The sequence below is a fragment of the Micromonospora sp. NPDC005299 genome (genome assembly GCF_042872345.1).
In the GTDB taxonomy this organism is placed as follows: domain Bacteria; phylum Actinomycetota; class Actinomycetes; order Mycobacteriales; family Micromonosporaceae; genus Micromonospora.
In genome coordinates this window covers 759,437-784,610 of the sequence record NZ_JBIAKG010000001.1, presented here as the reverse complement: position 1 = coordinate 784,610, position 25,174 = coordinate 759,437, and the positions used below count along the sequence as shown (strand labels likewise).

Genomic DNA, 25,174 nt, shown 5'->3' with positions numbered 1-25,174 from the left:
GGTGGTCCCATGACGACACCGCTGACAGGGAAGATCGCGCTCGTTGCCGGCGCGACCCGGGGCGCCGGGCGGCAGATCGCCGTCCAGCTCGGCGCGGCCGGGGCCACCGTCTACGCCACCGGCCGCTCCACCCGCGAGCGCCCCTCCGAGATGGGCCGGCCGGAGACCATCGAGGAGACCGCCGAGCTGGTGACCGCGGCCGGCGGCACCGGCATCGCCGTGGCCGTCGACCACCTCGACCCCGAGCAGGTCCGTCGCCTCGTCGCGCGCATCGACGCCGAGCAGGGCCGGCTCGACGTGCTGGTCAACGACATCTGGGGCGCCGACCCGCTGATCACGTGGGAGAAGCCGGTCTGGGAACAGCCCCTCGACGCCGGCTTCCGCACCCTCCGGCTGGCCGTGGACACGCACATCATCACCAGCCACTTCGCCCTGCCGCTGCTGATCCGCAACCCGGGCGGCCTGGTCGTGGAGATCGGCGACGGGACCAAGGAGTACAACGACACCGAGTACCGGCTCTCGGTCTTCTACGACCTGGCCAAGGTCTCGGTGAACCGGCTCGCCTTCAGCCAGGCGCACGAACTGGAGCCGCACGGCGCAACGGCGGTCGCGCTCACCCCCGGCTGGCTGCGCTCCGAGGCGATGCTGGAGCACTTCGGCGTCACCGAGGCCACCTGGCGTGACGGCGCGGCCACCGACCCGCACTTCGTCATGTCGGAGACGCCGGCCTTCGTCGGGCGCGCGGTGGCCGCCCTGGCCGCCGACCCGGACCGGGCCCGCTGGAACGGGAAGTCCGTGGACAGCGGCGGGCTGGCCCAGGTGTACGGCTTCACCGACCTCGACGGCACCCGCCCGCACTGGGCGCGCTACTACGAGGAGGTGGTCCGGCCCGGCAAGCCGGCGGACGACACCGGCTACCGCTGACCGGCCTCCGGCTTCTCGGCGTAGAGCGCGGCCGCACGGCGGGCCGCCGCGGCGCAGCGGGCCCGCAGCTCGGGCGGGTCGAGCACCTCCACCTCGGGGCCGAGCGCCAGCAGTTGGGCGTACGCCACCTCGACCGACTCGACGGGCAGCCGGAGCACCACCCGGTCCTGCCCGTCGGGCCGGCCGGCGGCGGCGACCGCCTCGGCGTGGACGAACGGGGCGTCGACCAGGTGTCGCAACGCGCGCAGCCCGGCCGGGCTGAGCCGCACGGTGACCTCGGCCCGGAGGATGTCCCGCAGGAACGCCTCGGCCTGCTCCCGCCAGTACGCCCCGAGGTCGAAGCCCTCGTCCCGCGCGAAGCCCTCCTCGCCGACCTCGACGCCGACCACCCGGTCCACCCGGTACGTCCGCCACCCGTCGCCGACCCGCCCGACCAGGTACCAGACGCCGTTCTTGAGCACCAGCCCGTACGGCGCGACCGCGCGGGTCACCTCCCGGTCGCCGCGCCGGTAGCGCAGCTCGACCAGCCGGTCCCGCCAGACCGCCCGGGCCAGCTCGGCCAGCCACCGCGGCGGGTCGGACTCCCGGAACCAGCCCGGCACGTCCAGGTGGAACCGCTGGCCCGTGCGGGCGGGCGCGTCCCGCAGGCTCGGCGGCAGCGCGGCGAGCACCTTCAGCTCGGCGCCGGCCACCGCGTCGGCCAGCCCCATGTCGCCGGCCGGGCCGGGCAGCCCGGCCAGGAAGAGCGCCTCCGCCTCGCCCCGCGTCAGCCCGGTCAGCCGGGTCCGGTAGCCGCCGAGCAGGCGGTAGCCGCCGGCCCGGCCACGGTCGGCGTACACCGGCACCCCGGCGGCGGAGAGCGCCAACACGTCCCGGTAGACGGTGCGCTCGGAGACCTCCAACTCGCGGGCCAGCTCGGCCGCGGTCATCGTCTCCCGCGCCTGAAGCAGCAGCACCAACGAGATCAGCCGGGACGCGCGCACCCACCCATTGTGATTGCAAGGGCCCCTGTTGACGCCTCCGGTAGTAACGGGCCCCTCCTGACAGCCCGGCGGGATGCGCGCGGCCAGTACGCTGTGCCGTCGTGGACGCACCCCGCCTCGCCGCGCCCGTGACCGGCGCCGTCACCCGCTTCCTCGCCGGCGCCGGCCTGCTGCTGCGCGGTCTCGGCCTCTACGTCCGCAGCCCCGGCCTGATGCTGCTCGGGATCGTGCCCGCCCTGATCTCCGGCGTGCTCTTCGTGGCCCTGTTCGCCACCCTGCTCTACTTCGTGGACGACCTGGCCGCGCTGGTCACCCCGTTCGCGGACGACTGGTCGGACACCTGGCGCAGCCTGATCCGGGTGGCCGCCGGGCTGGCCGTCGTCGGGCTGGCCGGCCTGCTCGGGGTGCTCACCTTCACGGCGGTCACCCTGGCCGTCGGCGACCCGTTCTACGAGAAGATCTCCGAGCGGGTGGAGGACCGCCTCGGCGGGACGCCCGGCGCGGTCGAGGTGCCGTTCTGGGCCTCGCTGCGTCGCAGCATCCTCGACTCGTTGCGCCTGGTGGCCATCTCCGCGCTGATCGGCGTACCCCTCTTCGTGGCCGGCTTCATCCCGGTGGTCGGGCAGACGGTGGTCCCGGTGGTCGGCGCCCTGGTGGGCGGCTGGTTCCTCGCACTGGAGCTGGTCGGCGCGCCGTTCTACCGGCGCGGAATGCGACTGCCGGAGCGGCGGTCGTTGCTCAAGGCGGACCGGCCGACCACCCTGGGCTTCGGGGTGGCGGTCTTCCTCTGCTTCCTGATCCCGCTCGGCGCGGTGCTGGTCATGCCGGCCGCCGTGGCCGGGGCCACCCTGCTGGCCCGCCGGGCACTCGGGCAGTCCGTCGTCGAGGAGGGGTGACATGGAGACGGTCCTGATCCAGGGTGACATCACCGCGCAGCAGGTCGACGCGATCGTCAACGCGGCCAACTCCTCGCTGCTGGGTGGCGGGGGCGTGGACGGCGCGATCCACCGCGCGGGCGGGCCGGCCATCCTGCAGGAGTGCCGGGCACTGCGCGCGACCCGCTACCCGGACGGTCTGCCCACCGGTCAGGCGGTCGCCACCACCGGCGGGCACCTGCCGGCCCGCTGGGTGGTGCACACCGTCGGGCCGGTCTTCTCCCCGCGCGAGGACCGGTCGGTGCTGCTGCGCGACTGCTACGCCAGCAGCCTGCGGATCGCCGACGACCTGGGTGCGTCGCGCGTCGCGTTCCCGCTGATCTCCGCCGGCATCTACGGCTGGCCGGTCGAGGACGCGGTGGCCCAGGCGCTGGCCGTGCTGCACGCGGCCACCCCGACGTACGTCACCGAGGCCCGGCTGGTGCTCTTCGGCGCGGACACCTACGCGACCGCCGTCCGGGTCGCCGGCGGGCGCTAGGCGAGGTCGCGCAGGCAGGACCACTGGCTGGCCACCGGCCGGTAGCCGAGCCGGGCGTTGACCGCCAGCATCGGCGCGTTCGCCGCGTCGTTCGAGGTGTAGGCGACCCGCACCCCGGAGGTCGCGGCCCGGTGCAGCGCCGCGCGCTTGGCCAGCCCGGCCAGGCCGCGACCCCGGTGCCCGGGCACCGTGCCCGTGAACGCCGACCACATCCGGTCACCGTCCCGCTTGACCAGGCTGACGGCGACCAGCGTGCCGTCCACCTCGACCAGCGTGCTGGCGTCCCGGTCCAGCCCCGGGTTGTCCCAGACCTCGTACTGCCAGATGTCGTAGCCCATCGCGTCCGTCGGGACGTCGCCCGGCTCGTCCAGCGACGATTCGGCGTCCACCCGGTGGATCTGGCGCGGGTCCACCTCGGCGGCCGACCGCAGCCGTACGCCGAGCGGCGGCTCGGGCATCGCCGGGGCGGGCCGGAGGTCCAGCGCGGAGTAGCGCAGCTCGCGACTGGGCGTGAAACCGTGCCCACGGGCGAACGGGAGCGATGCGGGCTGAGACCAGGTGAGCAGCCGCTTCGCGCCGAGCAGGCGCAGGTGGCCGAGCGCGGCGTCCAGGAGGGCCGTGCCGACTCCCCGGAGCCGGTGCGCCGGGTGGACGTGCAGGGTCGAGATCTCCCCGACGGCCGCCGCCGAGGTCTGGCTGTTCCGGTACGCCGACACCCAGCCGACCACCTGCCCGTCCGCCTCCGCCACCCAGGCCGCCCAGTCCTCCTCGGGCGGCGGCTGGGCGATCATCTGTCGGGTCGACTCGACCCCGCGCACCAGGTACGGGTGGACGACGGCGCGCAGCGCCACCACACCGGGCGCGTCCTCGGGGCGGGCAGGTCGGATCAGTTCGCTGGTCACCCGGCAGACCCTAGAGTCGGCGCCCGCCGCCGGCGACGGGTTTACCGCGTCCGGAGCGTCCTCCGGGTCCGCGGTACGCGTCGACACCTCAGTCCCCCTCCGCCGCCGCGACGGGTTAGGCGGGGCCCTTCCGCTCAGGCCGACTCGCGGACGACCAGTTCGGTGGGGAGCAGCAGCGCCAGCTCGACCTGCTCGCCCCCGCCGATCCGGAGCAGCTGCCGGGTCATCGCCCGCCCCAGCTCCACTATCGGCTGCTTCACGGTGGTCAGCGGCGGCTCGGTGTACGCCGCCGTCTCGATGTCGTCGAACCCGATCATCGCGACGTCGTCCGGCACCCGCCGGCCGGCCTCCCGCAGGGTGCGCAGCGCGGCGTGCGCCATCAGGTCGGACGCCGCGAACACCGCGTCCAGGTCGGGGTCGGCGGCGAGCAGTTGCCGCATGGCCGCCGTGCCGGACTCCCGGGTGAAGTCGCCGTACGCGATCAGTTCCGGCAGGCCGGCCGCGGCGACCGTCTCCCGGTAGCCGATCAGCCGCTCGATGCCGGCGACCATGTCCTGCGGCCCGGCAATGGTGGCGATCCGCCGCCGACCGTTCGCGATCAGGTGGCGGACCGCCTCGGCGACCCCGCCGACGTGGTCGACGTCGACGTACGGCACCTCGGCGCCGTCCAGCGGGCGCCCGCTGCACACCACCGGGATGCCGAGCTCGGCCAGCCGCCCGGGGAGCGGGTCCTCGCCGTGCAGGGAGGCGAACAGCACCCCGTCGACGTGCCGCCCGGTGGTGTAGCGCTCGACCCGCTCGTGCCCGGCCGGCGAGCCGGCCAGCATCAGCACGAGCTGCTTGTCGGCCGCCTCCAGCTCCTGGGCCGCGCCGCGGATGATCCCCGAGAAGACCTGGTCGTCGGAGAAGACCCGGGTGGCCGCCTCGGGCAGGACCAGCGCGACCGAGTCGGTGCGCTGGGTGACCAGGCTGCGGGCGGCGAGGTTCGGGACGTACCCCAGTTCCTCCACCGCCCGGCGGACCGCCTGCTGGATCGGCTCGGCCACCGTGGTGGAGCCGTTGACCACCCGGGAGACGGTCGCCCGGGACACCCCTGCCCGTTTGGCCACCGCCTCCAGGGTTGGTCGCTGTGCCGTCGTCATCCCCGTCACCACCACCTCGTCACAGCCCGTTCCGGGAGATCACCTCCTGGTACCAACGGGCACTCTCCTTCGGTGTGCGCCGCTGGGTCAGGTAGTCGACGTGGACGATCCCGAACTGCTTCCGGTAGCCCTCGGCCCATTCGAAGTTGTCCAGCAACGACCATACGAGATAACCGCGCAGGTCGACCCCGCGGGCGACGGCCTCGTGCGCCGCGCGCAGGTGCCCGTCGAGGTAGGCGATCCGGTCGGTGTCCGGCACCCGGCCGGTCCCCTCGGTGTCCCGGTCGGGGAAGGCCCCGCCGTTCTCCGTGATGATCAACGGCAGCCCCGGGTGGTCGGTGGCCACCCGCTCCAGCAGCCGGGTGAGGCCGGCCGGCTCGATCATCCACCCCGTGTCGGTGAGCGGTCCGACCGGCGGCAGGAACTCGACGGTGCCCGCGGTGCCCGGGTACGCGCTGCTCCCGGCGCCGCCCGCCCCGGCCGGCCACGTAGGTGGGCGAGTAGTAGTTGATTCCCAGCAGGTCGAGCGGCGCGGCGATCACCTTCTCGTCGCCGTCCCGGAGGAAGTCCGGCTCGACGATCCGGCTCAGGTGGGCCAGCACGTCGTCGGGGTAGCCGGCGCCGGTCAGCGGGTCCAGGAAGATCCGGTTCTGCAGACCGTCGACCAGCCGCACCGCCGCGGCGTCCGCCGCGCTGCCGGCGTCCGCCGGCCGCACGTCAGCCAGGTTGAGGGTGATCCCGACGACCTCCGCGCCGGCCGTGCGCAGCGCCCGGGCCGCCAGGCCGTGCCCGAGCAGCAGATGGTGCACGGCCCGGAAGGCCGCCCCCGCGTCCCGCCCGCCGGGCGCGTGCACCCCGTTGCCGTAGCCGAGGTAGGCCGAGCACCAGGGCTCGTTCAGCGTGGTCCAGGTGCGGACCCGGTCGCCGAGGCGCTGGTGCACGGCGAGGGCGTGGTCGGCGAAGTGCTCGGCGGTCTCCCGGACGGTCCAGCCGCCCCGGTCCTCCAGCGCCTGTGGCAGGTCCCAGTGGTAGAGCGTGACGAACGGGTCGATGCCCCGGTCCAGCAGGGTGTCCACCAGCCGGTCGTAGAAGTCCAGGCCGCGCGGGTTGACCGGGCCGGTGCCGTCGGGCCGGACCCGGGGCCAGGCGACCGAGAAGCGGTACGCGCGCAGCCCCAGCTCGGCCATCAGCGCCACGTCGTCGGCGTACCGGTGGTAGTGGTCGCAGGCCACGTCGCCGGTGTGCCCCTGGAACACCCGGCCCGGCGTACGGCTGAAGGTGTCCCAGATGGACTCGCCGCGCCCGTCCTCCCGGACCGCCCCCTCGATCTGGTACGCGGCGGTGGCCGCCCCCCAGATGAAGCCCTCGGGGAACCGCAGTTCCGTCACGCCTTCACCGCGCCTTCCATGATGCCGCCGATGATCTGGCGGCCGAACGCGACGAACACCAGCAGCAGGGGCAGGGTGGCGATGGCCGTCCCGGTGAACACCTGCGACATGTCCTGGTAGTAGCCGTCGGACAGGGCCCGCAGCGACAGCTGCACGGTCGGGTTCTCCGGATCGTTGAGCACCGCGTACGGCCACAGGAAGTCGTTCCAGGTGGTCATGAAGGTGAGCAGGCCCAGCACGGCGGCGGCCGGGCGCAGCGCGGGCAGCACCACGTTCCAGTAGATCCGCGCGGTGTTGCAGCCGTCCATCCGGGCCGCCTCGATCAGTTCGGTGCTGACCGCCTGGCCGGCGTACTGGCGCATCATGAACACGCCGAACCCGGTGACCAGCGCCGGCACGATGACCGCCGGCAGCCGGTCGTTCCAGTTCAGCTTCGTCATCAGCAGGTACAGCGGGATCACGCCGAGCTGGGTGGGCACCATCATGGTGGCCACGATGACCAGCAGCAGCGCGTTGCGCCCGCGGAAGCGCAGCTTGGCGAAGGCGAACCCGGCCAGGGTGGAGAAGAAGACCACGGAGACGGTGACCGTGCCGGCCACGATCGCCGAGTTGATCAGGCCGGTGAGGAAGTACGCGTCGGTGTTGGCGAACAGCCGGGCGATGTTGGCGCCGAGGTTGCCGCCCGGACTGAGCGGGGGCGGGACCTGGCCCATCGCGTCGCTGGTCCGGCTGGCCACCACGAACATCCAGTAGATCGGGAAGATCGACATCAGGGCCGTGACGGCCAGCGCCAGGTAGGTGAGCCGGCCGGCCGACCAGAGGCGGGTCATCGGGAGTCCTCCTTGTGCGCGCCGCCGCCCAGCCGGCGGAGGAGCAGGACGTTGACGGCGGCGACCACCGCGATGAGCGCGAAGAGCAGCCAGGCGATCGCCGAGCCGTAGCCGAAGTTGTAGTGCGGCGCGAAGGCGTTCTCGAACATGTACATGGTCACCGTCTGTGACTCGCGCAGCGGGCCGCCGCGGATCGCGTTGGTGCCCGAGTTGAACAGCCGGGGCTCGGTGAAGAGTTGGAGGCCGCCGATGGTGGAGATGATGACCGCGAAGATGATCGTCGGCTTGAGCAGCGGCACGGTGATCGACCAGAACTGCCGTGCCCGGCCGGCCCCGTCGCTCGCCGCGGACTCGTAGAGGTCGCGCGGGATGGCCTGCATGGCCGCCAGGAAGATCAGCGCGTTGTAGCCGGTCCACCGCCAGTCGACCATGGCGGAGATGGCCACCCAGGAGGCGAGCCGGTTGGCCTTCCAGTCGATCGCGTCGACGCCGATGTGGTCGAGCAGCCAGTTGATCATGCCGAAATCGCGTCCGAAGAGCACCGCGAAGACGATCGCCACCGCGGCGGTCGAGGTGACGTTCGGGATCAGCACCGCCATCCGCCAGGTGGTCCGGGCCCGGAGCTGCCGGTTGAGCAGGTTGGCCAGCCAGAGCGCGAGCAGCAGCTGGGGGACCGTGGAGATGACGAAAATGCCGAGGGTGTTGACCACCGAGTGCCAGAAGTCCGGGTCGCCCAGCAACTGGCTGTAGTTGTCGAGCCCGACGAACGGATGCTCGGCGCCGAGCAGGTCCCAGTCGTGCAGCGAGACCCAGAAGGTGTAGGCCAGCGGGTAGATCCCGAAGACCCCGAAGAGCAGGAAGAACGGGGCGATGTACAGGTAGGGCGAGTACCTCGTGTCGAACCGGCTGAGCCGGGCGCCCCGGGAGGGGCGGGTGGTGCCGGGTGCCGGTACGACCGGCGGGCGGGCTTTGAGCTGGACTGCCATGGCCCGGGACTCCTTTCCGCCGTGCGGGCGGCACCCGTCAACCGGGGACCGCCCGCACGCCTGGCTCGGGTTACTTGGCAGCGGCCTTCTTGGCGTTCCCGACCGCGTCGGTCCAGCCCTGCTCCGGGCTGCGCTTGCCCAGCTCCACCGTGCGGACGGCGTTCTCCACCTCGGTGCGGACGGCCTGGTTCTTCGGGCCCATGTAGACCGGCTTCAGGTTCTTGGCGCCCTCGGCGAAGATCCTGCCGACCGGGGCCGCCGAGAAGTACGCGTTCGTCGAGTCGACGATGGCCGGGTCGGCCAGCGCCTGCGGGGAGGAGGGCAGCGGGCCCTTGGCCTTGAACGCGCCGATCTGGCCCTTGGCGCTGGTCAGGAACTTCGCCAGCTCGATCGCCTCGGCCTGGTGCCTGCCCTGCTTCGGGACCGCGAGGAAGGAGCCGCCCCAGTTGCCGCCGTTGCCGGGGACCTGGGCGATGTCCCACTTGCCCTTGGCGCCCGGACCGGCGTTGCCCTCGATGACGCCGGTCATCCAGGCCGGGCAGGCAATGGTGGCGAACGTCGACTGCTTGAACGCGGAGACCCACTCCTCCGACCAGGACCCGTACCGGCCGGACAGCCCGGAGTCGATGATGTCCATGGTGGTGTCGTACGCCTGCCGGACCGCCGGGTTGCTGTCGACGACCAGGTTGTCGCCGGTGTCGTAGTAGCTGTAGCCGGTGGTGTTGCCGGCGGTCTGGAGCAGGATGGTGTTGAACGTGTTGGTCGCCGCGTCGAGGAACGAGGCGCCGGTGTTCCTGGCCTTGAACTGCTCGCCGACCTTGATGTAGTCCGGCCAGGTGGGCCAGAGCTTCGAGACGGCCTCGCGGTCGGTGGGCAGCCCGGCCTTGGCGAACAGGTCCTTGCGGTAGCACATGGCCATGCCGCCGACGTCGGTGCCGAGGCCGATGAGTTGCTTGCCGTCGGCGGTGAGCCCCTGGTTCCACTTCCAGTCCAGGAAGTTGCCCTTCAGCTCGGCGGCGCCGTGGTCGAGCAGGTTGACGAAGTTCTGCGGGTTGGCCTTGTACTCGACCAGCAGGCCCTCCTCGATGGCGACGATGTCGCCCGCGCCCTTGCCCGCGGCGAGCCACTGGGTGAGCTTCGGCGAGTACTCGTCCAGGTTGCTGCCGGTGCCCCGCTCGACGATCTTCACGTCGGGGTGGCTGGCCATGTACTCCTTGTAGAGCTGCTCGTAGCCGAACTGGCCGAAGACGTCGACGGTGAGCGTGACCGGGCCGCCGGCGGCGGCCTCGTCGTCACCGCCCCCGCAGGCGGTGGCGCCCAGCAGCGCGGTGGTGGCGACCAGGGCCACCGCGGCCAGGCGGCGGCGCGTGAAGGTGACCATCTCTTATCTGACCCCTCTAGGTGTATCGGGTGGTGGTGGGCGGTTCCGGTACTAAGAGAGCGCTCTCACGAAAGAGTGGTGGCTGCCTCGGAGCCTGTCAAGAGAGCGCTCTCAGAGCGTCCGCAAAAAGGCGGAGAGTGGCGCTCCGGTTAGAAACGCCGCTCTCCGCCCGATGTCCGCACGACCCCCCGGTGGGGTCAGCCGACCCGCAAACCGTCGAGCAGGCGGCGGTCGCCGGCCACCCCGAGGGCGTCGAAGCTGATCCGGCCCATCACCGCCAGCAGCAGGTCGCTGGCGGTGCCGGTGACCTGCGCGCGGGCGCGGTGCTCGTCGTGGTCGAGGATCGTCGCGGTGTCCAGCAGGGCCATCCCCTCGCCGCGCAGCCGCAGGTACCACTCCTGGGCGGCGTCGGTGGCGGTCAGCTGCACCACGCCGTGCCACTGGCCGGGCTGGATCCGCCGGCCCGCCGGCAGCCAGGTGTCCAGCACCTCGCTCACCCCGTCGGCCGCGAGCTTCGCCTCGATCGGCTCACCCGCGCCGATGGCGAGCTGGGCGTCCCAGCGGTGCACCGCGGTCTCGTGCGCCACCCGGCGCGGCCAGAAGGCCGCCTTCTTCGGCTGCGGGGCGAAGTTCCACGCCGGGGTCTCCGGGTCCAGCCCCTCGAAGAGCGCCATGAGCCGCTCGTACTCCTGGGCGTACCACCGGGCCGGGCTGAGGCCGGCCGGCGGCTCCGGGTCGTGCCGCTCCGGGCGGCTGGTCGTCCCGGCGGTCACCACCGTGCGGGCCCAGACGTAGACCCGGGTGAGGTGGTGCGCGAGGTCGGAGACCGTCCAGCCGGGACAGGACAGCACCGGTGTCTCGGGGGGTGCCTCCGCGACGGCGGCAGCGAAGGCAGGACCCTCCGTCCGCAACGCGCCGATCCAGAAGTCCTTCGTGCCGTGCAGTCTGCTCATCGCAATCCTCCCGGGGGTGACCGGGCCACCAGTGGGTGCCGCGGCTACCCCTCAGCCTAGGGTGAGAGGCGTGTCAGACGTCTACGCCGAACCGACGACCGGAGCCGACCCGACCGACCCGGCCACCCTGGCGCGCTACACCACGCTGCGCCTCGGCGGCCCCGCCGGGCGGCTGGAGATCGCCACCAGCGCCGACGAGATCGTCCGGAAGGTCCAGGAGGCGGAGGCGCGGGAGCAGGCCGTCCTGCTGCTGGCCGGCGGCAGCAACGTGGTGATCGGCGACCAGGGCTTCCCCGGCGCCGTCGTGCTGATCCGCTCCCGGGGCTTCCGGCTCGTCGCCGAGGACGCCGACACGGTCACCGTACGGGTCGAGGCCGGCGAGCCCTGGGACGACCTGGTCGCAGCCACCGTCGAGCGCGGCTGGTCGGGGCTGGAATGCCTCTCCGGCATTCCCGGCTCGGCCGGCGCCACCCCGATCCAGAACGTCGGCGCGTACGGCCAGGAGGTGGCCGAGACCATCACCGCCGTGGAGGCGTACGACCGCACCCGGCGCACGGTGGTCCGGATTCCGGCGGCGGACTGCGGGTTCGCCTACCGGGGCAGCATCTTCAAGTACAGCGACCGCTGGGTGGTGCTCTCGGTCGACTTCCGGCTCACCCGCTCCCCGCTCTCCGGCCCGGTGCGCTACACCGAGCTGGCCCGCGCGCTCGGCGTCGAGGTGGGCGACCGGGTGCCGCTGGCGGACGCCCGGGCCACCGTGCGCCGCCTGCGCGCCGGCAAGGGCATGGTGCTCGACGCGCGGGACCCGGACACCTGGTCGGTGGGCTCGTTCTTCACCAACCCGGTGCTGGAGCCCGAGGCGTACGACCGGCTCCGGGAGCGCGCCGCCGACCTGGGCGAGCCGCCGTCCTGGCCGTGCCCGGGGGACACGGTCAAGGTGAGCGCCGCCTGGCTGATCGACAAGGCCGGCTTCGGCAGGGGCCACACCGGCCCCGAGGGCGTCGCCATCTCCACCAAGCACACCCTGGCCCTGACCAACCGGACGGGCACCGCCAGCACAGCGGCCCTGATCGCGCTGGCCCGCGAAATCCGCGACGGCGTGCAGACCCGCCTCGGAGTAACCCTCCACCCCGAACCCGTCCTGATCAACTGCGCCATCTGACCCCCAGGGCCGTCCCACCCACCCACCCATCTCCGTTGATCATGAAGTTATTGCCCCGACACGCCGGTGTCGCGAGCGATAACTTCATGATCAACGAGGCGGGGTGGGGGCGATGGTGGGCCAGGGGACGGTGAGTTCGCCCAGGCGCCAGCGGCGCGGGCGGTCCAGGACGGGCCAGCCCGTTTCCTTCAGGGCGGCCACCGTTCTCGTCCACCGGTCGCGGGGGCCGAAGGGGGCGTAGCCGGCGGTGGAGTGCCAGGCGCCTTCCAGGGCCTGGATCAGGTCGTGGATCGGTTCGCCGGGGACGTTGCGGTGGATGAGCGCCTTGGGCAGCCGCTCGGCGAGCTGGGCCGGGCTCTCCAGGGCGGTGAGCTTCGCGGCCAGGGTCAGCGTGCGTGGGCCGGTGGCGTCGAGCAGCACCCAGCCGCCGAGCCGTCCCAGCTCGTCACAGGTGCCCTCGACAAGCAGCCCGCCCGGGGCGAGGCGCCCGGTGACCGTCCGCCAGGCGTCGGCCACCTCGCTCTCGTCGTACTGGCGCAGCACGTTGAACGCGCGTACCAGGGCGGGGCGCAGCCCGGCCAGCTCGAAGCCGCCCCGGGCGAAGGTGAGCCCGGGTGGGTCGGCGGCCGGCTGGGCGGCGGCCACGCGTACCGGATCGATCTCCAGCCCGACCACCCGGACGTCGGCGCGGACGGCGGCCCCGAGCCGGGCCCGCAGCTCGACGGCGGTCACCGGGGCGGCGCCGTAGCCCAGGTCGACCACGAGGGGGTCGGCGGCGGCGCGCAGCGCGTCGCCGCAGGTCGCGGCGATCCAGTTGTCGACCCGCCGGAGCCGGTTCGGATTCGTCGTGCCCCGGGTGACGACCCCGAGCGGCCGGACCATCAGGAGGTCCGGTGCACCTTGTGCTGGGCGGCCTGGGCCAGCGGGCGGACCACGAGCTGGTCGATGTTGACGTGGTGCGGGCGGGTGGCGCACCAGGCGACGCAGTCGGCCACGTCCTCGGCGACCAGCGGTTCGGCCACCCCGGTGTAGACGGCGGTGGCCCGGTCGGCGTCGCCGCCGAACCGGACCAGGCCGAACTCCTCCGTCTTGACCATGCCCGGGTCGATCTCGACGACCCGGACCGGCCGGCCGCACAGCTCCAGCCGGAGCGTGCCGGCGATCGCGGTCTGCGCGTGCTTGGCCGCCGTGTAGCCGCCGCCGCCCTCGTAGACGACGCGCCCGGCGGTGGAGCTGACGATCACGATCGTGCCGGCGCCGGACTCCTCCAACGCGGGCAGCAGCGCCTTGGTGACCCGGAGCGTGCCGAGCACGTTGACGTCGTACATCCACTGCCAGTCGCCGACGTCGGCGGACTCCACCGGGTCCAGGCCGCGCGCCCCGCCGGCGTTGTTCACGAGCAGGGTGACCGGGCCGGGCGCGGCGGCGGCCGCGGCGGCCAGGTTGGCGACCGACCCGTCCGAGGTCACGTCGCACTCCACCGCGGTGGCCGCGCCGCCGGCCGCCTCGATCTCGGCGACCAGGCCGGCCAGCCGGTCGGTACGCCGCGCCGCGGCGAGCACGTGGAAACCTTCGACGGCCAGCCGGCGGGCGGTGGCCGCGCCGATCCCGCTGGACGCCCCGGTGACGATGGCGACTGAGGTCATCCCGTCATTCTCACCCGGCGCCCCGCCCCGCGCGGTGATGAGGTCCGTCACGCCGGGGACCCGCCGCGGCGCATTTCCGAAGCCCGATGGGGAAGATGACATCCGGCGCGGAGGTTGTCCGAGAAGCGCCGGTCGTGCGCGACGGCATCAACCGTGACAGAGGGAGCGGACGTGGCGGAATTGCACACCGGTGTCGGTCGTCAGCGAGGTGCACTGCCGTGGCCTCGGCCGCGCCGGATCGCCACCCTCTCCGTGCACACCTCGCCGCTGCACCAGCCCGGCACGGGCGACGCCGGCGGCATGAACGTCTACATCCTGGAGGTCGCCCGGCGGCTGGCCGAGGCCAACGTCGAGGTGGAGATCTTCACCCGGGCCACCTCCGGCGACCTGCCGCCGGTGGTCGAGATGGCGCCCGGGGTGAGCGTCCGGCACGTCACCGCCGGTCCCCTGGAGGGGCTGACCAAGGAGGAGCTGCCCGGCCAGCTCTGCGCCTTCACCGCCGGGGTGCTCCGCGCCGAGGCGGCCCGTCCGCCGGGCCACTACGACCTGATCCACTCGCACTACTGGCTCTCCGGCCAGGTGGGCTGGCTGGCCAAGGAGCGCTGGGGCGTGCCGCTGGTGCACACCGCGCACACCCTGGCCAAGGTCAAGAACGCTCAGCTCGCCGCCGGGGACCGGCCCGAGCCCAAGGCGCGCGTCATCGGCGAGGAGCAGGTGGTCGCCGAGTCCGACCGGCTGGTCGCCAACACTCGGGTCGAGGCCCGCGACCTCATCGACCGGTACGACGCCGAGCCCGCCCGGGTGACCGTGGTGGAGCCCGGCGTGGACCTGGACCGGTTCCGCCCGGCCCCCGGCGACCGGGACGCGGCCATGCTGGCGGCCCGCCGCCGCCTCGGCCTGCCGACGCGCGGCTACGTGGTGGCCTTCGTCGGCCGGATCCAGCCGCTCAAGGCCCCGGACGTGCTGATCCGGGCCGTCGCGGCACTGCGCGAGCGGGAGCCCGCGCTCGCCGACGAGGTGACCGTGGTGATCTGCGGCGGCCCGAGCGGCACCGGGCTGGACCGGCCCACCGCCCTCATCGAGCTGGCCGGCTCCCTCGGCGTGGCCGACCGGGTGCGGTTCCTCCCGCCGCAGACCGGCGACAACTTGCCCGCCCTCTACCGCGCGGCCGACCTGGTCGCGGTGCCCTCGCACAACGAGTCGTTCGGGCTGGTGGCGCTGGAGGCGCAGGCGTGCGGCACCCCGGTGCTCGCCGCCGCCGTCGGCGGTCTGGTCACTGCAGTCCGGGACGGCGTCAGCGGCGTGCTCATCGACGGCCACGACCCGGTCGACTGGGCCCGTACGCTGACCCGCCTGCTGCCCGAGCGGGTGCGCCGCGCCACCCTGGGCCGGGGCGCCCAGCGGCACGCCCGCGACTTCTCCTGGCACCGCACCGTTTCCGGCCTGCTCGCCGTCTACGGCGAGGCGATCACCGAGCACCGGGTCCGGCTGGCCGGTCGACTCGGCGACCCGGCGCTCACCTGTTCCTGGTGAGCGCCGCCGGCCCGGCGGCCTCCGGTGTCCGGCCGTAGAGTGGGTGCGATGAGCCGCAGGAGTGAGGTCGCCGCGCTGATCGAGGCCGTGTGCGCCGAGCGCGAGCTGGAGTGGGAGTCCACCGGCGAGACGTCGTACGCGGTCACCCTGCCGGGCACCCACAAGCTCAAGACGATCTGCAACCTGATCGTCGGTGAGCACGCACTGCGGGTCGAGGCGTTCGTGATGCGGCAGCCCGACGAGCGCCGCGAGGAACTGTGGGCCTGGCTGCTCCAGCGCAACGCCCGGATGTACGGGGTGTCCTTCTCCATCGACGCCGTCGGCGACGTCTACCTGACCGGGCGGGTCAACCTGGCCGGAGTGGACGAGGACGAGCTGGACCGCCTGCTCGGGGCCGTGCTGACCTACGCCGACGAGTCCTTCGACAGCATGCTGGAAATCGGCTTCGGCACCGCCATCCGCCGGGAGTGGGAGTGGCGGGTCAAGCGGGGCGAGTCGACGGCCAACCTGGCCGCGTTCGCCCACCTCTTCGAGCCCTCGGCCACGGCCGGCTCGGCCGCCGGAGGTTCGGACCCGTCCTGACGGGTATGCCGCACCGCGCGGTGCGGCATTTGGGACCCACCGCGTGCCGATGACGGACTGTCGAGGAGCGTGTCCCATGGCTCAGCGCAACAGCTCAAGTCGCGGCACGACTGCGACCAAACGCAAGCCGGGCAACCAGACGGCGAACACCCCGGGCATCAACGAATCCGAGATCTCCCGGATGAAGGTCGACGACATCCGGGGCCAGCTGCGGCGGCGCGGGGTCTCGGGGATCTCCGCCATGCGCAAGCCGGATCTGGTGAAGACCCTGGTCCGGAGGCTGCGGTCCGAGCAGGGCGGGGCAGCCCGGAAGAGCACCGGCCCGGCCGGCCGGCCGTCCGCGACGAAGAAGACGACCGCGGCGAAGAAGACGACCGCGGCGCGCCGGACCGCGCCGTCGCGGGCCAAGGCCGCGCCGGCCGCGAAGGCCACCGGCGCCCGCGCGAAGGCGGCCCCGGCGAAGAAGGCGGCGGGCGCCCGCGCGAAGGCGGCCCCGGCGAAGAAGGCGGCGGGCGCCCGCGCGAAGGCGGCCCCGGCGAAGAAGGCGGCCGGCGCCCGCGCGAAGGCGGCCCCGGCGAAGAAGGCCGCGGGTGCCAGGGCGGTGCCCGCGAGGAAGGCGGCGGGCGCCCGCGCGAAGGCGGCGCCGGCGAAGAAGGCGGCGGGCGCCCGCGCGAAGGCGGCCCCGGCGAAGAAGGCCGCGGGTGCCAGGGCGGTGCCCGCGAGGAAGGCGGCCGGCGCTCGGGCGAAGGCGACCCCGGCGAGGAAGGCGGCCGTTGCACCCGGGCCGGCCCTGTCCCGGGGTACGGCCGCAACGACCACCCAGATCCGGAGCGGGCGGTCGGCGTCCCGGTCGGTCAGTTCGTCCCAGCAGATCATGTCTCTGGACGATCGCCCCGAGCGTCCCGGGCGGAGCCTGGTGACGACCAACCACGAGGTCATCCAGCGTTGGGCCCGGGCTCGCAACGCCAAGCCGGCCACGATCGCCGGCACCGAGCGCGGCGACCGCCCCGGCGTGCTGACGTTCAACATTCCCGGATACCGGGAGAGCAGCCGGATCCGCGAGGTGAGCTGGGACGACTGGTTCCGGACGTTCGACCTGCGCGGCCTGAACCTGATCTACCAGGAGCAGATGCGGGACGGCCGGCAGAGCAACTTCTTCCGGACCGAGAACCCGAATCGCGAGGACGGCTGAGGTTTAGGGGAATGGCCGGCGGGGATTCGCTTGTTGGCCAAGGAAGAGACCGGAGCAGGGACAGCCGGATTTCCGACACGGGTGCTGTGACGGGTAAGACAGCAATCCAGGTTGAATCCGGAATCCGGGCGAACTAACTTTATTGCACCGCGCCACGCCTGTAATCGTTCGGGGGAGCGGCGGATCGAGCAGATCCGCGCAGGCGAGGTGCGAGGGATCGGGTGGAGCACACCGTTGGGGGACGGTGCCACCCGTGGAACCGGCGGCGCGAGCGGGCGACGCTTACGGGGGTGAGGGTCGCCCGCCGCCGCCGGGCGTACGGTGCGAGCGCCCATCACGACGGGGGTCGTGGTGGGCGCTCGACGCCGTTCCGGGACGGTCAGCGCCCCGCCGACACCGGTTCCGCCCGCTCCGCCGCGGCCCGCAGCGCGGCGACCCGGCGTTCCCGGGGCGGCCCGGCGAGCAGGTGACCGGCCACCGCGACCAGGCCCAGGGCGCCCACCACCAGCCAGTGCCGCTCACCCAGGTGCTGGAGGCTGAGCCCGCCCAGCGCCGGCGCCACGAAGGACGCCGCCGGGAAGGTCAGGTAGAACACCGACTGGTAGCGGGCGCGCAGCTCGGGTGGGGCGAGGTCCGCGTTGATCTGCGCGTTCGGCGGCGCGGCCAGCATCTGACCGACCGTCCACACCACCGCCGCGCCGAGGTAGAGCGGCAGGCCGTCGGCGACGGTCAGCGCCCCGAAGCCGAGCGCCATCAGCCCGGTGGAGACTGCCAGCACGGTCGACTTCCGGTAGGGCTCGATGAGCCGGGGCACGAAGAGCTGCCCGGCCACGATCAGCGCGCCGCCGAGCGCCACCACCAGCCCGTACGCCGAGGGGCGCAGGCCGTCGCTCCGCATCGCCAGCGGCATGATCGTCGAGGTCTGCATGGTGAGCACGGCCAGCAGGAAGGTCAGCCCGACGAAGGTCAGGAAGGTGCGGTCGGTCAGCGCGGTGTGCAGCCCGGGCCGCCGGCCCGCCACCGCCCGCAGGGTGACCGCCGGGCGGCGGGTCAGGGTCTCCGGGACCTTCCACGCGATGACCACGGCCGCGGCCAGGGTCGCCGCGGCGTCGACCAGGAACAGCGCCAGGAAGCTCGCCTCGGCGAGCACCCCGGCCAGCAGCGACGCCACCGCCATGCCCAGGTTGAACGCCCAGAACTGCAGGTTGAACGCGCGGGAGCGACGTGCCTCGGGCACCACGTCCACGATGGCGGCGACGAAGGCCGGGCTGGGCATCGAGTGCACCACCCCGACCAGCGCGGCCAGCACGGCGATCACCGCCAGGTGCCGGCTGAACGCCAGCGCCGCCATGAGCCCGGCCGCGGCCAGGTGGGCGGCGAGCAGGGTGGCCCGCCGGCCCCACCGGTCGGCCAGCACCCCGCCGAGCAGCGTGCCGGCCGCGCCACCGGCACCGTACGCCCCGACGACCAGGCCGGCGAGCGACGGCGAGGCACCCCGCGCGGCGGTCAGGTAGAGCGACAGGAACAGCATGGCGAACGCGCCGGCCCGGTTGATCAGCAGGCCGGACCAGAGGTACCAGAAGGTGGCGGGGAGACCGCCGGCCGTGTCGTCCCACCAGCGCCGCAGGCCGCGCACCCGTCCTCCTGGGAAAGTTTGTTTACCGATCCGCTCTGCTGACCGTAGTGGCCCGCCCCGGCGTTCGCCTGGTGGCGCTGGTCACGACCGCCGGATGGCGTACCTCAGGAAGTGACGCGGACCGGCTCGGCGGGCGCGGTGGCCGCGGCCTCGGCCGCCTCCGGCACCGGGGTCCGGACCACGGTGACCGGCGTGACGAGGGTGCCCGCGGTGCGGAGCCGGGCCGCGCGCCGCTCCCGGGCCGGGCCGGAGACCAAATGGGCTACCGCCATGACGACGCCGATCGCGGCGCAGCCGAGCCAGAGCGCGGTGTTGCCGGCGTGCTCCCGGACCAGGCCGCCGAGGACCGGCGCGGTGGCACCGGCGAGCTGCCAGGAGAGCGAGAAGGCGCCCTGGTACCGGCCGCGCAGCGCGGCGGGGGACAGCTCGGCGATGAGGGTGGCGTTGGACGGCGAGTTGAGCATCTCGCCGACCGTCCAGATCAGCACGGTCAGGCCGTAGATCCAGGCCGTGTCGGCGAGCGCGGTCAACCCGAAGCCGGCGCCCATGACCAGCGCGGCGAGCGCCAGCACGTGCGAGCGGCTCCGGCCCTTGATCAGCTTGGGCACGAAGAGCTGGCCGACCACGATCAGCACCCCGTTGAGCGCGATCACCGAGCCGTAGGTGGCCGGGCTCAGCCCGGAGTCGCCCATGGCGATCGGCAGCATCGAGATGTGCTGGAGGAAGACCAGCGCGCCGAACAGGTTGAGCGCCACGAAGCCCAGGAACACCCGGTCGCCGAGGATGGTCCGCAGGGCGCCCGCGGGGGCCGCCGCGCCCTTGCTCACCGGGCCGGCCTGCGCCGACCGCGTCTCACCGACCCGGGTGAAGATGATCAGCGCGGTGATCAGCGTGGTCGCCGCGTCGACCAGGAAGAGCAGCAGGTAGCCGGACTGGGCGGCGACGCCGGCCAGCACCGCGGCGCAGGCGAAGCCCAGGTTGATCGCCCAGTAGTTCAGCGAGAAGGCGCGCAGCCGATCCTTCTCCGGCACCACGTCGACCATCATGGCGCCGAACGCGGGCCGGGCCGCCTCGGCGAAGGTGCCGAGCAGCAGCGCCCCCAGCGCCACCGCCCAGAGGGGCCGGGCCAGGCCGAGCGCGACCATCATGGTGGCCGCGCCGAGGTGCGCCGTGAGCAGCGTGGGCCGGCGTCCCCACCGGTCGGTCAGGGTGCCGCCGATCGTGGTGCCGACCGCGCCGCCGACGCCCCAGAGCCCGATGACCAGGCCCGCCTGCGAGGCGGAGAAGTCGCGCTCCTGAGTCAGGTAGATGGCCAGGAAGACCAGGACGAACGAGCCGAGGCGGTTGATCAGCGTGCCGGTCCAGAGGTACCAGAAGGTCCTCGGCAGCCCGCCTGTGGTGTCCCCGAACCAGCCCCGCACCGACCGCATCCCCGCGCCCCCGTTGAGGTGTAATGACCGACCTATCTCCAGCGCCTTACAACCTAGTGCCGCCCCGGAAGGCCGGTCACCCGCTTTTCCACGTGGCGGTCGTCACGACCCGTCCCCGCGTGTCCGCCGGCGACGTACGGCAGGATGATCCGCATGACTGCGAGCGAGGGGCCCACCGTCGGGACGCTGGTCCTGCTGCGGCACGGCGAGAGCGACTGGAACGCCAAGAACCTCTTCACCGGCTGGGTCGACGTCGACCTGACCGCCAAGGGCGAGACCGAGGCGCGGCGCGGCGGTGAGCTGCTCCGCGAGCACAACCTGCTGCCCGACGTGGTGCACACGAGCGTGCTGCGCCGCGCGATCCGCACGGCCGAGCTGGCGCTGAACGCCGCCGACCGGCACTGGATCGCGGTGCGCCGGTCGTGGCGGCTCAACGAGCGGCACTACGGCGCCCTGCAGGGCAAGAACAAGAAGCAGACCCTCGACGAGTACGGCGAGGAGCAGTTCATGCTCTGGCGCCGGTCCTACGACACGCCGCCGCCGCCGATCGACGACGCGGACGAGTGGTCGCAGGTCGGCGACCCCCGCTACGCGCTGCTGCCGACCGAGCTGATGCCGCGTACGGAGTGCCTCAAGGACGTCGTCGACCGGATGCTGCCCTACTGGTACGACTCGATCGTGCCGGACATCCTGGCCGGCCGGACCGTGCTGGTGGCGGCGCACGGCAACTCGCTGCGCGCCCTGGTCAAGCACCTCGACGAGATCTCCGACGAGGCGATCGCCAAGCTGAACATCCCCACCGGCATCCCGCTGCGCTACGACCTGGACGCGAACCTGCGCCCGCAGGTCCTCGGCGGGACCTACCTGGACCCGGACGCGGCGAAGGAGGCCGCCGCCGCGGTCGCCAACCAGGGTCGCTGACTGCACGGAGGGGCCCCTTCCTGACGGACGTCTGTCAGGACGGGGCCCCTCCTCGCGCTCAGGTCGCCGAGGGTGCCGTCTCGCCGGTGATCAGGTAGACCACGTGCTCGCCGGCGTTCACCGCGTGGTCGGCGAAGCGCTCGTAGAAGCGGCCCAGCAGGGTCGCGTCGATCGCGGTCTCCACCCCGTACGGCCAGTCGTCGCCGAGCAGCACGCCGAACAGGCTCTTGTGCAGGTCGTCCATGGTGTCGTCGTCGCGGTCCAGCTCGGCGGCGAGGTCGGCGTCGGGCTTCGCCAGCACCGAGGCGATCTTCTCGGCCATCCGGTCGGCGATGGCGGCCATGTCGGTGAAGACCGGACGCAGCTCGGCCGGCACCGCCGGCGAGGGGTGCCGGCGCAGCGCCGTCTTGGCGACGTGGTCGGCCAGGTCGCCCATCCGCTCCAGGTCGGCGGCCACGTGCAGGGCGGTGATCATGGCGCGCAGGTCGGAGGCGACCGGCGCCTGGCGGGCCAGCAGATCGCAGACCCGCTCCTCCACGTGCCGGTACAGCTCGTCGATCTCGGCGTCCCGCGCGATCACCGTCTCGGACGCGGCGCGGTCCGCGGTGAGCAGGCCCCTGGTGGCCTGTCGCATGGCCGCCCGCACCCCCTCGGCCATGTCCACCAGCAGTTGGCTGACAATCTGCAGGTCGGCCCGGAACTCGTCGCGCATCGTCACTTCCTGGGGTCGGTGTTCGCCCGCCCCGACCGGATGGCCGGGGTAGGGCGTGAGCAGGTGCGCGACCCACGGTAGGCCCGGGGAACCGGCGTCAAGATGAACGCGGGTGAACGACGCGGGGCTCGCGAGTGAACATTCCCGAAAGTGAGAGTGGTTCGTCCCGTTCTGCCCGATCGCCGGGTTAACAATGACCCTACGATCGCCGGGTGGAATGGGCGGTGGCGGTCGCGGTGGCCGTGGCGCTGGTGACCGGTCTGGTCGCCGGCCTGCTGCTGTCCGGACCCGTCCAGGAATGGCGACGCCGGTCGGCGTCGCCGGGAGGCGAGACCTCCCGTCGCAGTTCAGGGAGGCTCTCGATTCCCGACGACCAGCAGGGCGGGCTCTCCGGGCTCGGCCGCAAGACGGTCGACGCGCTGCGCGCCGGCGTGGTGGTGCTCGACCCGGACGACATGCCGGTGCTGGTGAACCCGGCCGCCCGGGCGATGGGCCTGCTCCGCACCGGGGCCACGCCCGGATCCATCGCCGCGCACCCGTTGATCCGTACCCTCGCCGGGCAGGTCCGCCGCACGGGCGTGCGCCGCGAGATCGAGCTGGACCTGCCCCGCGGTCGCGACAGCGCGGGGGACAACCCGCTCGGCGTGCACCTGCGCGCCATGGGGCTGGGTGCCGGCTACATCTCGATCGAGGCGGCCGACGTCACCGAGTCGCACCGGCTGGCCCGCGTCCGCCGCGACTTCGTGGCCAACGTGAGCCACGAGCTGAAGACCCCGATCGGCGCCCTCCAACTGCTCGCCGAGGCGCTGGTGGACGCCACCGAGCCAGCCGGCGACGGACCGGCCGAGCTGTCCGAGGACATGATCGCCGCCCGGCGGTTCGCCGAGCGGATCCAGCACGAGTCGACCCGGCTGGGCCGGCTGGTGCAGGAGTTGCTGGAGTTGACCCGGCTCCAGGGCGCCGAGCCGCAGCCCGCCCCCGAGCCCGTCTCGCTGGACTGGGTGATCGCCGAGGTGATCGACCGGACCCGCACCGCGGCCACCGCCCGGCACGTGGAGATCCTCGTCGACGGGCAGCGCGGGCTCACCGCGTACGGCAGCGACAGCCAGCTCGCCACCGCGGTGGCGAACCTGGTGGAAAACGCCATCAACTACTCGGCGGAGGACACCACGGTCCGGGTGACCGCCCGGGCCACCGACGAGCACGTCGAGATCGCCGTCGCCGACCAGGGCATCGGCATCGCCCCGAACGAGGTCGACCGGATCTTCGAGCGGTTCTACCGGGCCGACCAGGCCCGCTCCCGGTCAACCGGGGGCACGGGCCTGGGCCTGGCCATCGTCAAACACATTGCCAGCAACCATGGCGGCCGGGTGGATGTGTCGAGCACTCTTGGTGGGGGGTCGACGTTCACCCTCCGGCTGCCCGTCCGCCCCCCGGACGACCTGGAGGCGACACTCTCCTCCGCTGGGATCGAGGCCGGCCCGGCCGAGCTCCGGCAGGTCTGACGACAGGAAAGGAAACACCCCGTTGAGCCGCGTACTGGTGGTGGAGGACGAGGAATCGTTCTCCGACGCCCTGTCCTACATGCTCCGCAAGGAGGGATTCGAGGTGTCCGTCGCCGCGACGGGTCCCTCCGCCCTCACCGAGTTCGACCGGACCGGCGCCGACATCGTGCTGCTCGACCTGATGCTGCCGGAGATGTCGGGCACGGAGGTCTGCCGCCAGCTCCGGCAGCGGTCCCACGTGCCGATCATCATGGTCACCGCCCGGGACAGTGAGATCGACAAGGTGGTCGGCCTGGAGATCGGGGCCGACGACTACGTCACCAAGCCGTACTCGCCGCGCGAGTTGGTCGCTCGGATCCGGGCCGTGCTGCGCCGGCAGAGCGCCGACGCGACCGAGTCGGGTGCGCCGACCCTGGCCGCCGGGCCGGTCCGGATGGACATCGAGCGGCACGTGGTGACCGTCGACGGCGGTGCCGTGCAGCTCCCGCTCAAGGAGTTCGAGCTGCTGGAGCTGCTGCTCCGCAACGCCGGCCGGGTGCTCACCCGCGGGCAGCTCATCGACCGGGTCTGGGGCGCCGACTACGTGGGCGACACCAAGACGCTGGACGTGCACGTCAAGCGGCTGCGCTCCAAGGTCGAGCCGGAGCCGTCCGCCCCGCGCTACATCGTCACCGTCCGGGGCCTGGGCTACAAGTTCGAGCCGTGACGGGTCTGCGGTGTCCGGCAGTGCGTGGTTGCCGCCGGCACCGCGTGAGTCGGCCGCCGCCCGTCCGGGCTGCGGCCGTAGCCCGTGGCCACGCCCGGTAACCCCCAAGGGGTACGCGGAGTGCCCACGCCACCGGGCTTCGCCCGGCTACCGGCACCCGTTCAGCCCGGCTGCCCACAGCCCAGTCCCGGTGCCCGCTCGGACTGGGACCGAATGTCCGCCTTCGCGCCGGCCCCGACCGCTGAGTGGAACGCTATGGGTGTCTCCGCGGTCCGGATACACCCATGGTGTCCCACCGACCGTCCCGGTTTGGGCGTGGTGTCCGTTTCGTGGGTGACCGGCGGCACCGTGGCGGCGGAATGGCCGGCGGGCGGGGGTCGTTGTATCCGGGTGAACGACGGAGGACCACGCCGCGCCCGACGGGGTGACCGGCCCGCGCGACGGCCCGCCGAGGCGGGACTGCCCGGCCGGGAATGACGGTGGCCCGCCGGTCGTTGTACGTGGTCCCGGCGCGACGAAGAGGCCTTCGCCCCGCGCGCTGGATGATCCCCCAAGACTTTCCTTTGAGCGCCTGACGTGGTGCTTGCGCGCCGCCGACCCCCATCGGCCGTGTGCGCCAACCCCCGAATGGAGCTACCCCCATGAACAAGATGCTGCGTAAGAGCGTGCTGGGTATTGCTGGTCTGGCCTTCACCGGTGGAATCTTCGCCGGTCCGATGGCCGCCCACGCTGAGCCGGTGGACACCAAGCCGGTCGCCGTGAGTGTGCAGGGCGCCCAGTCGAAGATTGACCTGAACGACGAGCAGACGGCGAACGCCAAGGCGATCATCGCGGCGACGAAGAAGGCCGGCCTGCCGGAGCGGGCGGCGGTCATCTCGATCGCGACGAGCCTGCAGGAGTCGAAGCTGGAGAACCTCGGGCACCTCGGCGACAAGAACGATCACGATTCGCTGGGCTTGTTCCAGCAGCGCCCGACCTCGGGTTGGGGCACGCCGGAGCAGATCACCAACCCCGAGTACTCCACCCTCGCGTTCCTGAAGGGTCTGAAGCAGGTCGACGGCTGGCAGGACATGCCGCTGACCGAGGCCGCGCAGACCGTGCAGGTCTCGGCCTACCCGGACGCCTACGCCCAGTGGGAGCAGCAGGCCACCGACATCGTCCACCAGCACTGGAACAGCTGACCCGAACAACAACCGCTGGCCGGCACCCCCAACAACGGGGGTGCCGGCCAGCGGCGTATCAGCAGA

General features: G+C 72.9%; 23 protein-coding genes and 1 pseudogene. 11 read left to right on the top strand and 13 right to left on the bottom strand.

Annotation, left to right across the window (positions count from 1 at the left end):
* Positions 1 to 9 precede the first annotated feature (9 nt).
* Positions 10 to 924, top strand: coding sequence for an SDR family oxidoreductase (locus ACFYPD_RS03800; protein WP_387108437.1), 915 nt, complete (start codon positions 10 to 12; stop codon positions 922 to 924).
* On the opposite strand, the gene ACFYPD_RS03795 is transcribed toward ACFYPD_RS03800, so the two are convergent.
* Entirely contained in the window at positions 915 to 1,907 is a 993-nt protein-coding gene (locus ACFYPD_RS03795) for a helix-turn-helix transcriptional regulator (RefSeq protein WP_387108434.1), read from the bottom strand. The two genes, ACFYPD_RS03800 and ACFYPD_RS03795, sit on opposite strands and share 10 nt — an antisense overlap.
* A 101-nt stretch (positions 1,908 to 2,008) precedes the next feature.
* Between ACFYPD_RS03795 and ACFYPD_RS03790 the strand changes: the two genes are divergently transcribed.
* Entirely contained in the window at positions 2,009 to 2,803 is a 795-nt protein-coding gene (locus tag ACFYPD_RS03790) for an EI24 domain-containing protein (protein ID WP_387108432.1), read from the top strand.
* Position 2,804: 1 nt separating this feature from the next.
* Positions 2,805 to 3,320, top strand: a complete 516-nt coding sequence (locus ACFYPD_RS03785) for an O-acetyl-ADP-ribose deacetylase (RefSeq protein WP_387108429.1) — start codon at positions 2,805 to 2,807, stop codon at positions 3,318 to 3,320.
* Here ACFYPD_RS03785 and ACFYPD_RS03780 read toward each other — a convergent pair.
* The 7 genes and pseudogenes from ACFYPD_RS03780 to ACFYPD_RS03750 all read right to left on the bottom strand — a co-directional run bounded on the left by ACFYPD_RS03780 (position 3,317) and on the right by ACFYPD_RS03750 (position 10,902).
* Entirely contained in the window at positions 3,317 to 4,222 is a 906-nt protein-coding gene (locus ACFYPD_RS03780) for a GNAT family N-acetyltransferase (protein WP_387108426.1), read from the bottom strand. The genes ACFYPD_RS03785 and ACFYPD_RS03780 overlap by 4 nt on opposite strands.
* Positions 4,223 to 4,356: 134 nt before the next feature.
* Complete coding sequence (locus ACFYPD_RS03775) at positions 4,357 to 5,364, bottom strand: LacI family DNA-binding transcriptional regulator (RefSeq protein ID WP_387108423.1); 1,008 nt, start codon at positions 5,362 to 5,364, stop codon at positions 4,357 to 4,359.
* A 19-nt stretch (positions 5,365 to 5,383) separates the two neighbouring features.
* Positions 5,384 to 6,752, bottom strand: a pseudogene (locus tag ACFYPD_RS03770) (GH1 family beta-glucosidase).
* Positions 6,749 to 7,582 (bottom strand): carbohydrate ABC transporter permease, encoded by an 834-nt coding sequence (locus ACFYPD_RS03765; protein WP_387108420.1) that lies wholly within the window; start codon positions 7,580 to 7,582, stop codon positions 6,749 to 6,751. Before ACFYPD_RS03765 ends, ACFYPD_RS03770 begins: the two are co-directional and overlap by 4 nt.
* Complete coding sequence (locus ACFYPD_RS03760) at positions 7,579 to 8,568, bottom strand: carbohydrate ABC transporter permease (protein WP_387108418.1); 990 nt, start codon at positions 8,566 to 8,568, stop codon at positions 7,579 to 7,581. Before ACFYPD_RS03760 ends, ACFYPD_RS03765 begins: the two co-directional genes overlap by 4 nt.
* Positions 8,569 to 8,638: 70 nt before the next feature.
* A complete protein-coding gene (locus ACFYPD_RS03755; RefSeq protein ID WP_387108415.1) occupies positions 8,639 to 9,949 on the bottom strand; it encodes an ABC transporter substrate-binding protein in 1,311 nt (436 codons plus the stop codon).
* 197 nt (positions 9,950 to 10,146) lie between these two features.
* Positions 10,147 to 10,902 (bottom strand): maleylpyruvate isomerase family mycothiol-dependent enzyme, encoded by a 756-nt coding sequence (locus ACFYPD_RS03750; RefSeq protein ID WP_387108412.1) that lies wholly within the window; start codon positions 10,900 to 10,902, stop codon positions 10,147 to 10,149.
* 70 nt (positions 10,903 to 10,972) lie between these two features.
* On the opposite strand from ACFYPD_RS03750, the gene ACFYPD_RS03745 reads away from it, so the two are divergent.
* Entirely contained in the window at positions 10,973 to 12,064 is a 1,092-nt protein-coding gene (locus ACFYPD_RS03745; RefSeq protein ID WP_387108410.1) for a UDP-N-acetylmuramate dehydrogenase, read from the top strand.
* A 90-nt stretch (positions 12,065 to 12,154) separates the two neighbouring features.
* Here ACFYPD_RS03745 and ACFYPD_RS03740 read toward each other — a convergent pair whose 3' ends face one another.
* Both ACFYPD_RS03740 and ACFYPD_RS03735 read right to left on the bottom strand, forming a co-directional pair.
* Positions 12,155 to 12,946, bottom strand: a complete 792-nt coding sequence (locus ACFYPD_RS03740; RefSeq protein WP_387108407.1) for a class I SAM-dependent methyltransferase — start codon at positions 12,944 to 12,946, stop codon at positions 12,155 to 12,157.
* Positions 12,946 to 13,710: an SDR family oxidoreductase gene (locus ACFYPD_RS03735; RefSeq protein WP_387108405.1), complete on the bottom strand. Its 765-nt coding sequence runs from the start codon at positions 13,708 to 13,710 to the stop codon at positions 12,946 to 12,948. The genes ACFYPD_RS03740 and ACFYPD_RS03735 overlap by 1 nt, the downstream gene beginning before the upstream one ends.
* 171 nt (positions 13,711 to 13,881) lie before the next feature.
* On the opposite strand from ACFYPD_RS03735, the gene mshA reads away from it, so the two are divergent.
* The 3 genes from mshA (at position 13,882) to ACFYPD_RS03720 (ending at position 17,017) form a co-directional block, all read left to right on the top strand.
* Positions 13,882 to 15,243, top strand: coding sequence for a D-inositol-3-phosphate glycosyltransferase (gene mshA, locus ACFYPD_RS03730; protein WP_387108403.1), 1,362 nt, complete (start codon positions 13,882 to 13,884; stop codon positions 15,241 to 15,243).
* Positions 15,244 to 15,291: 48 nt separating this feature from the next.
* Positions 15,292 to 15,825 (top strand): YbjN domain-containing protein, encoded by a 534-nt coding sequence (locus tag ACFYPD_RS03725; protein WP_387108400.1) that lies wholly within the window; start codon positions 15,292 to 15,294, stop codon positions 15,823 to 15,825.
* Positions 15,826 to 16,426: 601 nt separating this feature from the next.
* Positions 16,427 to 17,017 carry a hypothetical protein gene (locus ACFYPD_RS03720; RefSeq protein WP_387109171.1) on the top strand — a complete coding sequence of 197 codons (591 nt, stop codon included), beginning with the start codon at positions 16,427 to 16,429 and terminating at the stop codon, positions 17,015 to 17,017.
* A gap of 379 nt (positions 17,018 to 17,396) precedes the next feature.
* Here ACFYPD_RS03720 and ACFYPD_RS03715 read toward each other — a convergent pair whose 3' ends face one another.
* On the bottom strand, positions 17,397 to 18,653 hold the full coding sequence (locus ACFYPD_RS03715; RefSeq protein WP_387108398.1) for an MFS transporter: 1,257 nt from the start codon (positions 18,651 to 18,653) through the stop codon (positions 17,397 to 17,399).
* Between the two features lie 104 nt (positions 18,654 to 18,757).
* Complete coding sequence (locus ACFYPD_RS03710; protein ID WP_387108395.1) at positions 18,758 to 20,083, bottom strand: MDR family MFS transporter; 1,326 nt, start codon at positions 20,081 to 20,083, stop codon at positions 18,758 to 18,760.
* Positions 20,084 to 20,236: 153 nt separating this feature from the next.
* Between ACFYPD_RS03710 and ACFYPD_RS03705 the strand changes: the two genes are divergently transcribed.
* Positions 20,237 to 21,004, top strand: coding sequence for a phosphoglyceromutase (locus ACFYPD_RS03705; protein WP_387108393.1), 768 nt, complete (start codon positions 20,237 to 20,239; stop codon positions 21,002 to 21,004).
* Between the two features lie 58 nt (positions 21,005 to 21,062).
* On the opposite strand, the gene phoU is transcribed toward ACFYPD_RS03705, so the two are convergent.
* Positions 21,063 to 21,716: a phosphate signaling complex protein PhoU gene (gene phoU, locus ACFYPD_RS03700; protein WP_387108390.1), complete on the bottom strand. Its 654-nt coding sequence runs from the start codon at positions 21,714 to 21,716 to the stop codon at positions 21,063 to 21,065.
* A 212-nt stretch (positions 21,717 to 21,928) separates the two neighbouring features.
* Between phoU and ACFYPD_RS03695 the strand changes: the two genes are divergently transcribed.
* The 3 genes from ACFYPD_RS03695 (at position 21,929) to ACFYPD_RS03685 (ending at position 25,108) form a co-directional block, all read left to right on the top strand.
* Complete coding sequence (locus ACFYPD_RS03695; protein ID WP_387108388.1) at positions 21,929 to 23,221, top strand: sensor histidine kinase; 1,293 nt, start codon at positions 21,929 to 21,931, stop codon at positions 23,219 to 23,221.
* A gap of 22 nt (positions 23,222 to 23,243) precedes the next feature.
* Positions 23,244 to 23,927, top strand: a complete 684-nt coding sequence (locus ACFYPD_RS03690; RefSeq protein WP_387108386.1) for a response regulator — start codon at positions 23,244 to 23,246, stop codon at positions 23,925 to 23,927.
* A gap of 641 nt (positions 23,928 to 24,568) precedes the next feature.
* Complete coding sequence (locus ACFYPD_RS03685; RefSeq protein WP_387108384.1) at positions 24,569 to 25,108, top strand: hypothetical protein; 540 nt, start codon at positions 24,569 to 24,571, stop codon at positions 25,106 to 25,108.
* The last annotated feature ends 66 nt before the right edge of the window (positions 25,109 to 25,174 follow it).

Excerpts from the sequence above, each read along its gene's own strand:
- ACFYPD_RS03800 (WP_387108437.1), top strand. The coding sequence starts at position 10 with ATGACGACACCGCTGACAGGGAAGATCGCGCTCGTTGCCGGCGCGACC.
- ACFYPD_RS03785 (WP_387108429.1), top strand. The coding sequence starts at position 2,805 with ATGGAGACGGTCCTGATCCAGGGTGACATCACCGCGCAGCAGGTCGAC.
- ACFYPD_RS03775 (WP_387108423.1), bottom strand. The coding sequence starts at position 5,364 with ATGACGACGGCACAGCGACCAACCCTGGAGGCGGTGGCCAAACGGGCA.
- ACFYPD_RS03765 (WP_387108420.1), bottom strand. The coding sequence starts at position 7,582 with ATGACCCGCCTCTGGTCGGCCGGCCGGCTCACCTACCTGGCGCTGGCC.
- ACFYPD_RS03760 (WP_387108418.1), bottom strand. The coding sequence starts at position 8,568 with ATGGCAGTCCAGCTCAAAGCCCGCCCGCCGGTCGTACCGGCACCCGGC.
- ACFYPD_RS03755 (WP_387108415.1), bottom strand. The coding sequence starts at position 9,949 with ATGGTCACCTTCACGCGCCGCCGCCTGGCCGCGGTGGCCCTGGTCGCC.
- ACFYPD_RS03750 (WP_387108412.1), bottom strand. The coding sequence starts at position 10,902 with ATGAGCAGACTGCACGGCACGAAGGACTTCTGGATCGGCGCGTTGCGG.
- ACFYPD_RS03740 (WP_387108407.1), bottom strand. The coding sequence starts at position 12,946 with ATGGTCCGGCCGCTCGGGGTCGTCACCCGGGGCACGACGAATCCGAAC.
- ACFYPD_RS03735 (WP_387108405.1), bottom strand. The coding sequence starts at position 13,710 with ATGACCTCAGTCGCCATCGTCACCGGGGCGTCCAGCGGGATCGGCGCG.
- ACFYPD_RS03725 (WP_387108400.1), top strand. The coding sequence starts at position 15,292 with ATGAGCCGCAGGAGTGAGGTCGCCGCGCTGATCGAGGCCGTGTGCGCC.
- ACFYPD_RS03710 (WP_387108395.1), bottom strand. The coding sequence starts at position 20,083 with ATGCGGTCGGTGCGGGGCTGGTTCGGGGACACCACAGGCGGGCTGCCG.
- ACFYPD_RS03705 (WP_387108393.1), top strand. The coding sequence starts at position 20,237 with ATGACTGCGAGCGAGGGGCCCACCGTCGGGACGCTGGTCCTGCTGCGG.
- phoU (WP_387108390.1), bottom strand. The coding sequence starts at position 21,716 with ATGCGCGACGAGTTCCGGGCCGACCTGCAGATTGTCAGCCAACTGCTG.
- ACFYPD_RS03685 (WP_387108384.1), top strand. The coding sequence starts at position 24,569 with ATGAACAAGATGCTGCGTAAGAGCGTGCTGGGTATTGCTGGTCTGGCC.